Source organism: Litoreibacter roseus, assembly GCF_009811795.1.
Classification (GTDB): Bacteria; Pseudomonadota; Alphaproteobacteria; order Rhodobacterales; family Rhodobacteraceae; genus Litoreibacter; species Litoreibacter roseus.
The window spans coordinates 1-12,937 of sequence record NZ_BLJE01000008.1 but is presented as its reverse complement, the minus strand read 5'-3'; the positions used below and the strand labels follow the sequence as shown (position 1 = coordinate 12,937).

General features: G+C 61.6%; 17 protein-coding genes. 3 read left to right on the top strand and 14 right to left on the bottom strand.

Annotated elements, in window-relative coordinates:
• Positions 1-52: 52 nt before the first annotated feature.
• Positions 53-259 carry a hypothetical protein gene (locus KIN_RS20860; RefSeq protein WP_159810815.1) on the bottom strand — a complete coding sequence of 69 codons (207 nt, stop codon included), beginning with the start codon at positions 257-259 and terminating at the stop codon, positions 53-55.
• Positions 260-779: 520 nt separating this feature from the next.
• Entirely contained in the window at positions 780-1,229 is a 450-nt protein-coding gene (locus tag KIN_RS20855) for a MerR family transcriptional regulator (protein WP_159810813.1), read from the bottom strand.
• Between the two features lie 75 nt (positions 1,230-1,304).
• Here KIN_RS20855 and KIN_RS20850 point away from each other — a divergent pair, with 75 nt between their 5' ends.
• A complete protein-coding gene (locus KIN_RS20850; RefSeq protein WP_159810811.1) occupies positions 1,305-2,240 on the top strand; it encodes a cation diffusion facilitator family transporter in 936 nt (311 codons plus the stop codon).
• 4 nt (positions 2,241-2,244) lie between these two features.
• Here KIN_RS20850 and KIN_RS20845 read toward each other — a convergent pair whose 3' ends face one another.
• Positions 2,245-2,595 carry an ArsR/SmtB family transcription factor gene (locus tag KIN_RS20845; RefSeq protein WP_159810809.1) on the bottom strand — a complete coding sequence of 117 codons (351 nt, stop codon included), beginning with the start codon at positions 2,593-2,595 and terminating at the stop codon, positions 2,245-2,247.
• Positions 2,596-2,658: 63 nt separating this feature from the next.
• On the opposite strand from KIN_RS20845, the gene KIN_RS20840 reads away from it, so the two are divergent.
• Positions 2,659-3,507: a cation diffusion facilitator family transporter gene (locus KIN_RS20840; RefSeq protein ID WP_159810807.1), complete on the top strand. Its 849-nt coding sequence runs from the start codon at positions 2,659-2,661 to the stop codon at positions 3,505-3,507.
• A 12-nt stretch (positions 3,508-3,519) separates the two neighbouring features.
• On the opposite strand, the gene KIN_RS20835 is transcribed toward KIN_RS20840, so the two are convergent.
• The 7 genes from KIN_RS20835 to KIN_RS20805 are packed head-to-tail and all read right to left on the bottom strand — an operon-like array spanning position 3,520 to position 7,891.
• Positions 3,520-4,872: a dihydrolipoyl dehydrogenase family protein gene (locus KIN_RS20835; protein ID WP_159810805.1), complete on the bottom strand. Its 1,353-nt coding sequence runs from the start codon at positions 4,870-4,872 to the stop codon at positions 3,520-3,522.
• A 22-nt stretch (positions 4,873-4,894) separates the two neighbouring features.
• On the bottom strand, positions 4,895-6,325 hold the full coding sequence (gene merA / locus KIN_RS20830) for a mercury(II) reductase (RefSeq protein ID WP_243145000.1): 1,431 nt from the start codon (positions 6,323-6,325) through the stop codon (positions 4,895-4,897).
• 1 nt (position 6,326) lies between these two features.
• Positions 6,327-6,464, bottom strand: a complete 138-nt coding sequence (locus KIN_RS20825) for a hypothetical protein (protein WP_159810801.1) — start codon at positions 6,462-6,464, stop codon at positions 6,327-6,329.
• Complete coding sequence (gene merF / locus KIN_RS20820; protein WP_159810799.1) at positions 6,461-6,847, bottom strand: mercury resistance system transport protein MerF; 387 nt, start codon at positions 6,845-6,847, stop codon at positions 6,461-6,463. The genes KIN_RS20825 and merF overlap by 4 nt, the downstream gene beginning before the upstream one ends.
• The gene (locus KIN_RS20815) at positions 6,844-7,095 is read right to left on the bottom strand and encodes a hypothetical protein (protein ID WP_159810797.1); all 252 of its coding nucleotides are present in this window, start codon (positions 7,093-7,095) and stop codon (positions 6,844-6,846) included. The genes merF and KIN_RS20815 overlap by 4 nt, the downstream gene beginning before the upstream one ends.
• A gap of 10 nt (positions 7,096-7,105) precedes the next feature.
• On the bottom strand, positions 7,106-7,408 hold the full coding sequence (locus KIN_RS20810) for a heavy-metal-associated domain-containing protein (protein ID WP_159810795.1): 303 nt from the start codon (positions 7,406-7,408) through the stop codon (positions 7,106-7,108).
• A gap of 15 nt (positions 7,409-7,423) precedes the next feature.
• Positions 7,424-7,891, bottom strand: coding sequence for a mercuric transporter MerT family protein (locus tag KIN_RS20805; RefSeq protein ID WP_444543184.1), 468 nt, complete (start codon positions 7,889-7,891; stop codon positions 7,424-7,426).
• Between the two features lie 16 nt (positions 7,892-7,907).
• Here KIN_RS20805 and KIN_RS20800 point away from each other — a divergent pair, with 16 nt between their 5' ends.
• The gene (locus tag KIN_RS20800; RefSeq protein WP_174239151.1) at positions 7,908-8,321 is read left to right on the top strand and encodes a MerR family transcriptional regulator; all 414 of its coding nucleotides are present in this window, start codon (positions 7,908-7,910) and stop codon (positions 8,319-8,321) included.
• A 241-nt stretch (positions 8,322-8,562) separates the two neighbouring features.
• On the opposite strand, the gene KIN_RS20795 is transcribed toward KIN_RS20800, so the two are convergent.
• From KIN_RS20795 to KIN_RS20780, 4 genes are all read right to left on the bottom strand, one after another.
• Positions 8,563-9,462, bottom strand: coding sequence for an ArdC family protein (locus KIN_RS20795; RefSeq protein WP_159810793.1), 900 nt, complete (start codon positions 9,460-9,462; stop codon positions 8,563-8,565).
• Positions 9,463-9,735: 273 nt separating this feature from the next.
• Positions 9,736-10,908, bottom strand: a complete 1,173-nt coding sequence (locus tag KIN_RS20790; RefSeq protein ID WP_174239150.1) for an ATP-binding protein — start codon at positions 10,906-10,908, stop codon at positions 9,736-9,738.
• A 52-nt stretch (positions 10,909-10,960) separates the two neighbouring features.
• Complete coding sequence (gene repC / locus KIN_RS20785) at positions 10,961-12,259, bottom strand: plasmid replication protein RepC (RefSeq protein ID WP_159810791.1); 1,299 nt, start codon at positions 12,257-12,259, stop codon at positions 10,961-10,963.
• A gap of 164 nt (positions 12,260-12,423) precedes the next feature.
• On the bottom strand, positions 12,424-12,937 hold a 514-nt coding region (locus tag KIN_RS20780; protein ID WP_279285299.1), incomplete at its 5' end, for a plasmid partitioning protein RepB C-terminal domain-containing protein.

The window sequence follows — 12,937 nt, the reverse complement described above, 5'->3', positions numbered from 1 at the left end:
GGGGTATTGTTTGGGAAGGACCGGAGCAGCGCGCGCCGCCCCGGGAGGCGGCTCACTCGACGAGCTCCGGGTCGTCGCCCTGCCCGTCTGACTTCGGCGCGAAAAGGACGAGCTGGCCGTTCACGGGGGTGGCGAAAAGCTGGATCGTCAGGAAGGATTTCGCATCGGGCTTTTGCAGGAAGGCGACGCCAATCTTGTGGAACCGGGTCTTGTCGTCGCGGCCCGTCTCGGGCGTGGTGACGGTGTAGTAGCGGGTCATGTCGATCTCCTCTTGTTTTCGATGCAAGAAGAGACCGGGACCGTCCGGAGCGGCTGTCAGGCGGAACTTTGTTTCGCGAGGAATGGCCGCATCAGCGGTCAGGGGAAAGTTCTGCTTGAAGGGGGTGTGCGCAGCGCACGCCCGTCAGACGGGCCAGGTCCCGGAGATTGCAGCCAGAAGAAAACGCGAGGAGATCGACTTGAGCCGCGTGAACCCGCCTCAAACACACCGAGGGGCACAGAGAAGAAAACGCGTTCTAGAAATGCGCCGAACTGATCGCAAAAGACGGCAGTATCGAGCTTTCCCGCGTTTATTCAGCCTAGCCAAAACTCACATTGCGGGACTGTCATGCTAGTACCGGCTTGCAGGTCTAACGTGGCTGACGAGATAGAACTACGGGGGGCCTAGGCTCGCCTACTCACCAGCCATTCGCCACGTGAGTTGCGAACAGACTTCATGCGGGACGATCCTGCCGTTCAAATGCGTATTATCAATGGCTGCTTGCGGAAGAGTGGTCCGGTCAAAAGCGGCCAGGAGTGTCATCTGGCTCATCGTGTGCGCCATTGCAAAGCTGGTGATCCCCCAAAACTTCGATCACGCGACACTTTCCGGCGTGGCCCGGATCGTACGCATCGGCCAGCCGCGCCAGTTCTTCCCGAAGCTGTTTGAGGATGGTCAGGCGTCGGTCAACTGCCGCGAGCTGCTTGCGTGCGATCTCATGCGCTGGTGCACAGTCCTTTGACGGAGCTTCGGCCAAAGCCATCAGATCGGCAATGTCATCCAGACCGAAGCCCAGTTCTCGCGCGTGGCGCAGGAAGGCGAGGCGATCGAGGGCGGCTTCATCGTAGCGCCGTTGCCCGCCTTCGGTGCGCGCCGGTGACGGGATCAGACCCCGGCCTTCGTAGTAGCGGATCGTTGTCACTTTCACGCCCGTCCGGCGCGACATCTGCCCGATAGAGTATTCTTTCATTCCAGGCCCTTGAACCTACAGTCGCTGTAGATCGTATCTATCCTGAAACGATACGAATCAAAAGGATCCGCCGCTATGGGGCACGGCCACCATCATCACGTTGATCCCGAGGCAGGCGACCGCCGCGTCTTCGCCGCCATCGCGGTCAATATGGGCCTGACGGTCGCGCAGATCGTAGGCGGCATCATTTCCGGTTCGCTGGCGCTTATTGCCGATGCGCTGCACAACTTTTCCGACGCGATTTCACTCATCATCGCGTTCGGCGCGCGCAAGATCGCGCGGCGACCCCGGGATGCCGAAATGACCTTCGGCTATGGTCGGGTCGAGGTGGTGGCCGCCCTCATCAATTATACCACGCTGATCGTGATCGGCCTCTACTTGCTCTACGAAGCCGCGATGCGCTTTGCCGATCCGCAGCCGGTCGAGGGCTGGCTGATCGTCGTCATCGCCGGGATCGCGCTGATCGTGGACGCGGTGACGGCTGCGCTGACCTACGCCATGTCGAAATCCAGCGTGAACATCCGCGCCGCGTTTCTGCACAACGTGGCCGACGCGCTCGGCTCCGTCGCAGTCATTGTCGCTGGCACGCTGATCCTGCTTTACGATTGGCGTCTCATCGACCCGCTCGTGACGGTGTTGATTGCGGGTTACATCCTTTGGCAGTCGTTCCGCGAGATCGGCCCCGTAATCCGTATCCTGATGCTCGGCTCGCCGCCCGAGATCGAGACAGACGCGGTTCTTGATACCGTGCGGGAGATCGACGGCGTGACGGGCATCCACCACGCGCATTTCTGGCAGATGGACGAACACCGTGCAGCCTTGGACGCGCATGTCGTCATTGCCGAGGGCCGCTGGAACGACGCCGACGCAGTGAAAGATAGGATCAAAGCGGCGCTCTCCGACCGCTTCGACATCGAGCACACGACGCTGGAGCTGGAATGCGCGCGCCACGCCTGCGACGACCCGTCCGAGTTCGGCGGACGCGGGCATGGCGAGGAGCGGCACGGATGAGCAACTACTCTGTGTAGCGCTTGCAGTTGTCGATCCCGGTCCCCGTCGCGGCAAGAAGCCGATCCGCATCGCGGAGAAGGACAGCAACCCGTCCATCGGCCAGCCGATACCGGACAAATCGACCTTCGCTGCGTCGGCTGACCAGCCCGCAATCCAGCAGGCAGCGCAGATGGTTTGAGACGTTGGGCTGCCCCAAGCCAGTACGGCCGACGATTTCCTGCACGCTGCATTCGTTCGATTCTAGCGCATCGAGGATGGCGAGGCGGTTGGGATCGCCGAGGCCCCGGAAGAGCTTTGCCCGCAGTTCCAAGGTATCGGGTGCCGAAAGATCGTCTTGAGTATTCTGCGCTGTCATATCATTATCCACTGATACGTTAGAGGCGACCTCTTTCGCCCGCCACCTCGAATAGGATCGCACATGAGCCAGCCCGAGAACAGCACGTTGGTGACAGCCTCCTCCCCGATCCGAATGCGGGTGCAGGGCATGGACTGCGCCAAGGATGCCGCCGAGATCGAGCGCGCAGCCCGGTTTGCGGGCTTGGCCGAAGGCGATGTGAAGGTGTCCGCCGCGACCCACGTCATGACGTTGCGGATCGCGGAGGCCGACTTGCCGAAAGTGCGGCCCGCGCTCGACGCGACGGGCTACGGTTTCGAGAGAATTGAGGACGGCGATACATCTTCCGATCCGGCCTACAAGGACCCGAGCTATCGCCGCGCCCTTTGGATCGTGGTTCTGCTCAATCTCGGCTACGGCCTGGTCGAGATGTTCGGCGGGTTCCTTTCAGGGTCGCAGGCGCTGAAGGCGGACGCGCTCGATTTTCTGGGTGACGGCGCGATCACGTTTCTGGGCCTGCTCGCCATCGGTTGGAGCCTGACGTGGCGAGCGCGGTCGGCAATGATTCAGGGCGTGTTTCTGGGGCTTCTGGGGCTTGGCATTGTCGGCAGCACGCTCTGGCGCGTTCTTAACCAGACGACACCCGAGGCCGGATTGATGGGGGCCTTCGCCGTAGGGGCGCTGATCGTCAACATCCTCGCGGTGCTGCCGCTGCTGAAGCACCGCAAGGGCGATGCCAACATGCGGACGGTCTGGTTGTTCTCACGCAACGACGCCATCGGCAACCTTGCCGTGGTGATCGCCGCCGGGCTGGTCGCATGGCTCGGCAGTGCCTGGCCCGACCTCATCGTTGCCTTCGCCATCGCGGGACTGTTTCTGCATTCCTCGTGGATGATCATTCGAGATGCGAAGAGCGATCTGTGGGCTGAGTAGGAGGCGCTTGCGTTAAAGCAGCGATCCCAGGTCCGATCCGACACTTGGATAAGCCGCCGTCATCGACTGAAGCTGCTTCGCGGTCAGACCCAGCTTGATCGCCAAGCCGAAGAAGTTGATCAGCTCGCCGTATTCCGGACCGAACAGGTGCGCGCCGAGGATTTTGCCGCTCGATCTGTCCACGAGGATCTTCCCGGCGGCGGAGGTTTCGCCGATACGGTAGTTCGAGTACCAATCGCGCGTGTCGGTGAACCGAACATCGACATCATGCCCGGCGTCCCTTGCTTCATTTTCCAACATGCCGACACGCGCCACTTCCGGGACGGTGAAGACGGCTGTGGGAATACCTGCATAGTCGGGCGCGGTCTGCGCGTTTTTGAGCATGTTGGAGGCCGCGACTTTCCCTTCGATCACCGCGACGGGCGTCAGCGGCATGCCATCGGTGTCGGCGGAATCTCCGGCGGCATAGACCGCGCTGTTTGTCGTGCTTTGCAGATGGGGGGCTACAACGATGCCCTTGTCACTGTAGTCAACACCAGCCGCCTCAAGACTCAGGTCAGCCAGGGCTGCAACCCGGCCCGCGCCATGCACGACCAGATCGGTTTCGATTGTCCGGACCTGATCGCCTGACTTCACCTCAACAGTGAATACTCCACTGGCTTCCGCAACTGAGACGATTTCCGTCTCGCGTATCAGCTCCACGCCAATACCGGCGCTGCGGTCGATCAGCATCTCGACCAGATCGGGGTCAAAGCCACCTAGTGGACGGGCCCCGCGATCCACAACGATGGGTTTGGCTCCAGCCCGTGCGGCGATATGCGCAAACTCGAAGGACACGAAGCCGCCACCGATAAAAAGAACCCGTTCGGGAAGGGCCTCAAGGTCGAGGAAATCCGTGCTGTCGATCACGAGATTGGCTCCGGTGAAGCCGAGCGGCCTGGGCATGGCCCCGGCGGCCACGAGGAACCGTTCCGACTGATATGTCGTCCCATCAACCTCCAGCGTGTTGTCTCCCGTGAAGCGGGCGGCTCCATGTAGGGTTTCGACGCCGTTGCCCGATAGGCCTTTTTCCATCTTGTCCGGCACCGGGTCGGTGAAGCCGCGCTTGTGTGCCATCAGATCGGCCCAGTTGATCGACAGATCACCGGGATCGATCCCCTTGCCCTGCATGAGTCGTACAGCGTCGATGATTTCCGCACCACGGCGCAGGATTTTCTTCGGATCGCAGCCGCGCAATGCGCAGGTGCCGCCGTAGGGCAGCGCATCGACAATGGCGACACGCCATCCCGCTGCGCCACATTTGTTGGCTGCTGCAACTCCGGCCATACCTGCCCCGATGACGATCAGGTCGTAGTCTTCATTCATTTGCTGGTCCTTGTCCTGATCTTCATCCGGCGCAACAGCTCAGCTTCGCCACGTCCATGTCGAAGGTTTGCGCCGCCAGCTTCAGCCCTTCCACCGTTGTCAGATACGGGAAGATCGTCTCCCCGAGGGCCTTTGTGGTCATGCCGAACTTCAGCGCCATGACGAGGGTCTGGATCGTATCGGACCCCTCCGGTGCGATGATCTGGCCACCAAGTAAACGGTCGGACTTTCTGTCCGCCACCAGCTTGATCAATCCGCGCGTGTCACGTGCGGCCAGCGCACGAGGCACCTGATCAAGCGGCACGATAGACGTCTTGACGTCGAAGCCCGCGTCCCGCGCTTGGGCTTCACTGAGACCAGCACCCGCGACTTGAGGGTCGGAAAACACCACCCATGGCATCGCAGCGTTGTCGTAGCGATGATCCTCGCCGAGAACCGCGTTTTTGGCCGCGAGCTTTGCACCGTAGGCCGCCATATAGACGAACTGGTCGCGGTCGGTCACATCGCCTGCTGCATAGATGCCGGGCACCGATGTCTGCATATCCTCGCCAACGACGATGGACCCGCACGCGTCGGTTTCAACGCCAATCTCTTCGAGGCCCATATGTTCGGTATTTGCCCGCCTGCCAGCGGTCGATACGAGGTGATCCGCCGTCACTTCGACAGGCTTTCCGTCCTGGATCACGCGCAGTGTCACGCCCACGTCGTCGCGGCGCACAGTGTCGTAACTTAACCCGGACAGAAGGGTGATGCCTTCGGCCACGAACGCCTCCGCCAGCGCCTCCGAAACTTCCGGCTCCGCGCCGGGCAGCAGGTGCGACCGCGCAACAAGCGTTATCTCCACGCCCATGCGGCTCATCATCTGGGCCAGTTCCGCGCCAATGTAGCCCGCGCCGATGAAGATCAGGCTTTTTGGCAGCACTTCGAGTTCCAGAAGGCTGGTGCTGTCGAGCGCGCCGATTTCCTCGATCCCATCGATGGTCGGCAGGACGGGACGCCCGCCCGTGGCGACAATGATCTTTGGCGCTTTCAGGGTTCGCTCACCGACTGTAACGCCACCTTCGATCAGTCGCGCTGCACCGGCATCGATGTAATCGACACCCTCATATTCCGGCAGAAGGTCCGCGTATTTCTTTTGGCGCAGGGTCGCGACCAGATCGTCCTTGGACTGAACGAGCGTCCGCCAGTCATCCACGTGTGCCTGTCCTGACAGGCCGGGGAACCTCTTCGCGGCGGTCGCGCCATGCACAGCCTCTGCTGCACGGATCATCGCCTTGGACGGTACACACCCCACGTTGACGCAGGTTCCGCCAATGGTGCCATGTCCCGCGAGGGCAACACGCTTTCCGGCATCCGCGCCTGTAATCGCGGCGGAGAACCCTGCCGACCCCGCCCCGAGGACGATCAGGTCATAGCCGCCACGCCCATTGTCGTTTTTGTTCAGGTCTTTCATCTCAGCACGCCTCGCCATACTCGGGGTTGTTCGATTTGGTGGCGAGCAGATAGATGACCGCGCCGATGGCGATCAGCGGTGTGAGCATGCCGAGAAGGCCGAAGACCATGCCGGTGGTGGTGCAACATCCCATCATCATGAGAGCGTTCCTTTCTTTTGCCCACGGTTCAGGAGAACCGCGTAGAGTGCGGTGGCGGCGAAAACGCCGATTGTGATCCGTATTGCGAACCTGAACTCAAGGAGGATGATCAGGATCGACAGGGCTGCCGCGAGGCCGGTGGCCCAGAGCTTTGGGGCCGGTCCCGGTTTACCAGCGCGCAGCCAAAGGGCCTGTGCCACCACGGCGAGGCTAAAGAACAGCAGCGGGAACAGGGCGTAGTCGAGCCAACCCGTGAGGGCCGACAATCCGACGCCAGCGACGATGACGACCAGAAGCGGCGTAAAGCAGCAGAGCGCGGCGAAGAGCGCACCGCCAAGCCCCCACTTCAGCAGACTGTCGGAGTTTTCAGGTGTGTCAGTCAAGGAGCCGTCCCTCTTTGTGATGGGTCTGAGTTGGAGGCGCGTCTCATGTGCGAACGACGCAGTGCGCGGACGATCAGGTAGGTCAGACCCGCCACAACCAGCACGCCAATGCCGTTTACCCCGGAAAGCCAGGCACCGACCCCGCTGAATAGTGCGGCAAGCACGGCTGTTCCGCCGCCGCAGCAAACGACCAGAGCCGGGGCGGCCACTCCGAAGGCCAGTAGGCCACCCATCAAACTGTCACGCATTGCCGACGCTTCAGGAGGCTGTGTCGGGCAGCACTTGCGCCGGATAGCCATTGGCTGTCACCGACCCGATGATGCTTTCAATGGTGGTCTCAGAGTCATCATAGGTCACGCTGTAGACGCCTTCTCCGTATTCGGGGCCGTCTTGGAAAGCGGCGATCTCGACCGAAGGAACACCGCGCATCGAGCTGGCGACGATGAACGAACAGGAGGGACATGTCAGATCACTGACGGCAATCTCGACCTGGCGCTCTTCGGCGAGGGCCGGGGTCGAGAGTGCGGCGATGGTCAGGGCAGATAGCAAGAGGTGCTTCATGGTCGTTGTCCTCGTTCAGAATTTCAGGATGAAGGGGGTGATGTAAGGAAAGATCATCGCAACAGCGACTATCGCGGAAGCGGCCCAGAGGGTCGCCCGCATGATGCGGCGGTCGATGGGGCGGGCGCAGGTGCCATCGGCACAGGACTCGGCATCTACAGGCTTGTAAGCCTTGTAGAAACCGTATCCCAAGAACGCGGCGCTCAGCGCGAAGGTGTACCACTTGTAGGCATAGAGGGCCCCGAGCTGCGCGATGAACACGCCCGTCACGCCAAAGCTGACCAGCACCAGCGGCAGAATGCAGCACGAGGTCATCGCCAGCGCACCGAGGACGCCGAGTCCGGTCACGCCCCATCCCTTGGTGGTTTCGTCGCCAATTTTCTGCGACCGAGATTGCGGAAGTTCCGCCAAATTTTGTTCCATCGAATCTTCCTTGAACAGATATTTCCACCGTTCTAGGGTCTGTAGTTGATACAGGCTCAAGGGGTTTTTTTGCGAAATGAGTAACACAAGCGTGAGTTCAATTCGGCGGGGTGATTTGGCACGAGCAACGGGCTGCAATCTCGAAACCATCCGCTATTACGAAAAGATCGGCATCATGCCGGACCCGCCGCGCAGTGTGAAAGGCTATCGCAGCTATGACGATGCCCACGTCAAACGATTGAATTTCGTTATGCGGTCCCGCGACCTCGGGTTTTCCCTTGAAGAGGTCCGTGGGCTGCTTGGGCTGGTCGATGATCAGTCCAGAACTTGCGCCGAGGTTCAAGTTATCGCCGAAGATCATCTGACGGACGTTCGGGCCAAGATCGCGGACTTGAAGCGCATTGAGCGTGTCTTGTCGGATACCGTTGCACGATGCACCGGCGACGCTGCCCCGGAATGTGCTGTGATCGACGCGCTACTCGAGGCGTAAACGGGAACGCCTTTAATCCGTGGCCACTGTGGTTCTGGGAAAGAGCTGCCGTTCGTCATCGCTGCAGCATGAGTTAGAATTGGGCTCAGTTCAGTAGCCTTTGCTGCGTGGTGTAGGAACGGCTGCTTTCCATGTTTTAGCTTGGGATCTCTACTCCCGATGGAGAAAGGTTGAGATGTCCAATTCTACCAGGACCGACCGCGCATGGAAATCACCAGCGGAGCCCAACGGCGCAAACATCTCAGGCGGCCGCATCGTCCGGTTGCAGCTGCAGGGCGTGCAGGTAATCGACCGCGCGTTGCGCATGGGCGGCAGCCTGGAAGATGTATCGCGTGTCGTGCCGAAGACCGCGTAGCCAGTGATCGATGTAAGACGCATGCTCCGCGCGCGGTGCGGGCGAAAGGCCGAGATCAGCAGCCAGGAAGGCCGCGCCAAGCTCGGCCACAAGCTCCTCTTGCGCATAGCCGGCATCACCCCACCGCTTCCGACCGAAACTCCGGTCGAGACGCTCCGGGTGCCGCGTCCAATGAGTGACCTCGTGACCCAGCGTGGCGTAATAGGCTTCCGCGTTCTCGAAAGTCTCGACGGGCGGCATCTGCACGTAATCCGGCTCGACCGCGTAATAGGCCTGGGTGCCGCCATGACGGATATCGGCACCGGTCGCGGCAAAGAACGCGTCTGTCGCCGCATCGCGCATCTCCGGCTCCGCAGGCGCTTCCGGGATTGCATGAAAGCTCTCCGGCAGCCCGTCGATCTGATCGACATTGAAGACCGTGTAGCCTTTCATGAAGGGGATCGTGAGATCACGCTCCTGGCCCGCATCATCCGTCTCGGTCTTTCGGAACGTGTCGGCGTAGATCACCAGGGCCCCTTTCGATCCTTTGCGGACCTGACCGCCGAGCTCGGTTGCCTGGCGGTAGGTCATCCAGGTCGATGCGGCGTAACCGTGGGTCACCGCAGCAGCCCAGAGCAGGACGATGTTGAGACCGCGATAGGCGATGCCATTGTGGCGGAGGGGCCGTGTGATCCGGCCCGCGAGATGGTCCGCACTCCAGGGTTTGCGCCAGGGTGCCGTGCCGGCTTCAAGATCGGCGATGATCTGTTTGGTGATGCGGGTGTAGATGTCGGGTCGCTGCGCCATGATGTCCTCCTGTCGGCTGGTCCCACGTGCGGGACGCGGGAAGACAGGACGGGCGCTCTGAGCCGCTGGCGCATGCTCAACCCGGGAGCGCAGCGAAGGGAGCGGGCAGAGCATTGCGCCGGGGGCGGCGGCCGTCAGACCCGCGCGCCCCTGCTCGCACGGGGGACAAGACCGGGGAGGACGATGGTATGCGACGGCGCCGTCGCGCCGCCGAGCAGCAATCGGGGTCCGAGAGGACGGAGACGCAGGTGACCGGCGCGCTGATGAGACGGGTTAAAGCGCCCGCAACCGGTCCATCGCGTTTGCCAGAGGCATCGCCCGCACGCCTCCCTGCCCCGGCACCTCCCGGTCCTCGGCATAGACCAGAAGCCGTTCAACAACGGCCAGGTCGTCAGCCGCAATGTGGAAGCCACGCGTGACCTTGGGTGCGGTGGTGCGTTTGACCTCGATCGCCCAGAGCTGGTGATCGGGCAGTTTCAGGATCAGATCAATCTCGGCCCCGGCCGATGAGCGATAGAAACTGGCCTCCGTGCCGCGCGGGGCTGCCGCGATCAGGTTCTCGATGCAGAAGCCTTCCCAGGACCCGCCGACCACGGGATGTCCTAGCAAGGCCTCGCGGGTCTCAAGCCCGAGAAGCGCATGGGTGAGACCGGCATCGCGGATATAGACCTTGGGCGATTTCACCAGACGCTTGCCGACATTCGCGTGCCAGGGCGGCAGACGGCGCACCAGCATCAGATCGACCAGCAGATCGAGATAACGCGCCACGCTCTGGCCCGAGACCCCGAGCCCTGCCGCAAGCCTGGCCGCGTTCAAGAGCCCGCCCTGGTCGTGGGCCAGCATGGTCCAGAACCGCCGCAGTGTCTCAGATGGAATGCGCAACCCGAAAGACGGGATATCGCGTTCGAGATAGGTGCGGATGAAATCCTCCCGCCAGGAGAGGCTGGCGCGGTCCGATGCGGCCAGAAAACTCTCCGGAAAGCCGCCACGCAACCAGAGCGCGGGCAAGGCCCCCTGCCCTACCTCGTCGAGGGTAAAGGGCGTCAATTCCTGATAACTCACCCGTCCGGCCAGCGATTCCGCGCTTTGCTGCAACAACGTGTTCGAGGCCGAGCCCAGAAGCAGAAACTGCCCGGTGCGATACCCCGCGCGGCGGCGGCGGTCGATCTGTCCCCGCAGCGCCCCGAAGAGACCCGGCATCAGCTGCACCTCGTCAATCACCACAAGCTTGCCCATCTGCTCATCGAGATAAAGATCCGGCTCCTCGAGAATCTGCCGATCCGCGCTGCGTTCCATGTCGAGATAGACAGCGTCGCGCGCCTCTGCGATATCCTGCGCCAGTGTGGTCTTGCCCACCTGGCGCGGCCCAAGAAGCACAACCCCGGCTTGCGCATCCAGGGCTTGGGTGAGCCGCTCAAGGTGATTTCGAGTGATCATACCTTGCATTTATGCCATCCAGTGGAAGATTTGCAAGGTTAACCTAAGCAACCACCGCATCCTACGCACCTGCCCCGCTCAAACGCCCATAGAAACTGCGATCAAGGTGCAGCTCACCGATCTGCGCGCGTTCAACGAGCCCGCGAAGGTATCCGCCGGGTGATTTGACTTCGCCGTCAGTCGATTTGTCGAGGATCAGCGCAATCGACGCGGCTGCCACAGCTGGCCCAAGCACCTTGTTGGCCACGTTCCAGGCGTCCTCGGAGATTCCGACGATCGGTCTCAGGGCTGCTGCAGCCCGGTGCACATCGTTCCAATCCCGCATATAACCTTGGGTGCTGCGCGCCATCTCCGCAAAATGCGGACAGGAAGCCATCAACATCGGGATATCGACATCGGACCCGCGTTTTTGGCCATGCGTGCTCCAGCTGATGTCGAGATCGACCTCTTCCGGCCTTCCAACCGGCGCCCTCCCCTGCCCTTCTGGCGCAACGTCTGCCGCGTGCTTTGGTTCAAAGCGATTACTTTTTACAGGATCAGGTTCATTTGTAGTTTGTATGCGGGTCTCATTTTCGAGACCCGTGGGTATCATATTTCGAGTATCTTGTTGGTCGTTTGCTCCATTAGAAGCCTGCATCGCATCAGATCTGTCCGGCCAATCGAAAGCCGCCTCGAAGGATGTCTCCACGGATGCCAGAAGCGCCTTGATGTGGGCCAGGAAGCTCCCGAGCCGCCCTGCCCCCTCGGACCGCGCGGGAAGGCCCTCCAGAAGCCCGCTATAGGCGTCCTGCAGCTTGCGCCAGGGCCCACGCAGACCGGCCTCCAGCGCCTTTTCGATCTTCGCGCGGATCGTGCGACGTGTCACGGTGATGGCGTTGCGCAAGCGCGCACAGGCGGCCCTCTCGGCCTGGAGATGCGCATAAAGCGCCTCGAACTCCTCCGCACGGGCCGCAAGCGGCGCGAGATCGAAGCCGTAGGCCTCGACAATCACGCCATCCGCGTCCCTGCGGCCCCACCGCTTGCCGTTGGGGCTGTCCTTCATCGCAATCACCCCAACCTCACAAAGCCGCCTTACATGGCGTCTGAGCGTGGCGAGCGAGAACCCGGTCTGCTCCATCAGGAAATGGTTCGACGCCCAGACGATCGGCCGCCTGCCCGGCTCCCAATCCTGGGGCTGTGTGACCGCCCCGAAGGTATCGAGAAGAAGCAGGTCCTGGGATTTCAGACCAATGGCTGCCGCGACTTTCTTCACCGCGACGATGGCCTGGGATTTGGGTATAGATAACTGTTCGCCGACTTCCGCAAACCGTTCGGCCTGTAGAAGTCCCGGCGTCGGCTTGCGCCAACCGCTCTGTGTCATGCCTGTATTTCACCTCCGTGGTTTAGGGAGGCAAAAGGATCCCGTTCGCCAAAACGACGTCTCTTGTTGACAGTGATTCGCGGGAGCGGTATCCAGTAGGTGTCTAATCTAATCGGATAAGCTCTCGGGCCGGATCGGCTTGGGGGCTTTTCTTTTGCCTCAGGTCATGATGTCGATGTCTCCTCGGTTCGAGCGAGATACTCCGCGTAGAGCTGATCGAGGTTCTCCGAGAGAAACTCGCCAAACCCTGCAGAATCCTTGGCCGTCAGCGAGATGGTATAGGCCCGGCCGGACCGTCCGATCACACCCTTGATCCGGCCCTCCCCGGCGGTCCAGGTGCGCTTGGCCGGGGCCGCCTTGGCCGCACGACGCTTGGGCGCCCTGCCCGCCTCCATCACCTTGCTGTGCAGAATTTCGAACTTGGTGTCGCTGTCGAGCTGATCGAAGCCCTCTGTGTCCAGGATGCGATCGGCCACTGTGAGGTTGCTCTTCACCGCCATCAGCTTCTTGAAGTCTTCCCAGCGATCCCGCCCGATCTGTTTGGCCGGCCCGATCGCTGCAATGACATGGGTAGGCACGGTGCTGGCGACGGAGAGCATGCGTGACAAGAGCGTGCCGTCGATGGTCAAAGCCCGCTGGATCACCTCCTTGGCCTGGCCGAGATCGGCGAGGTTCTTG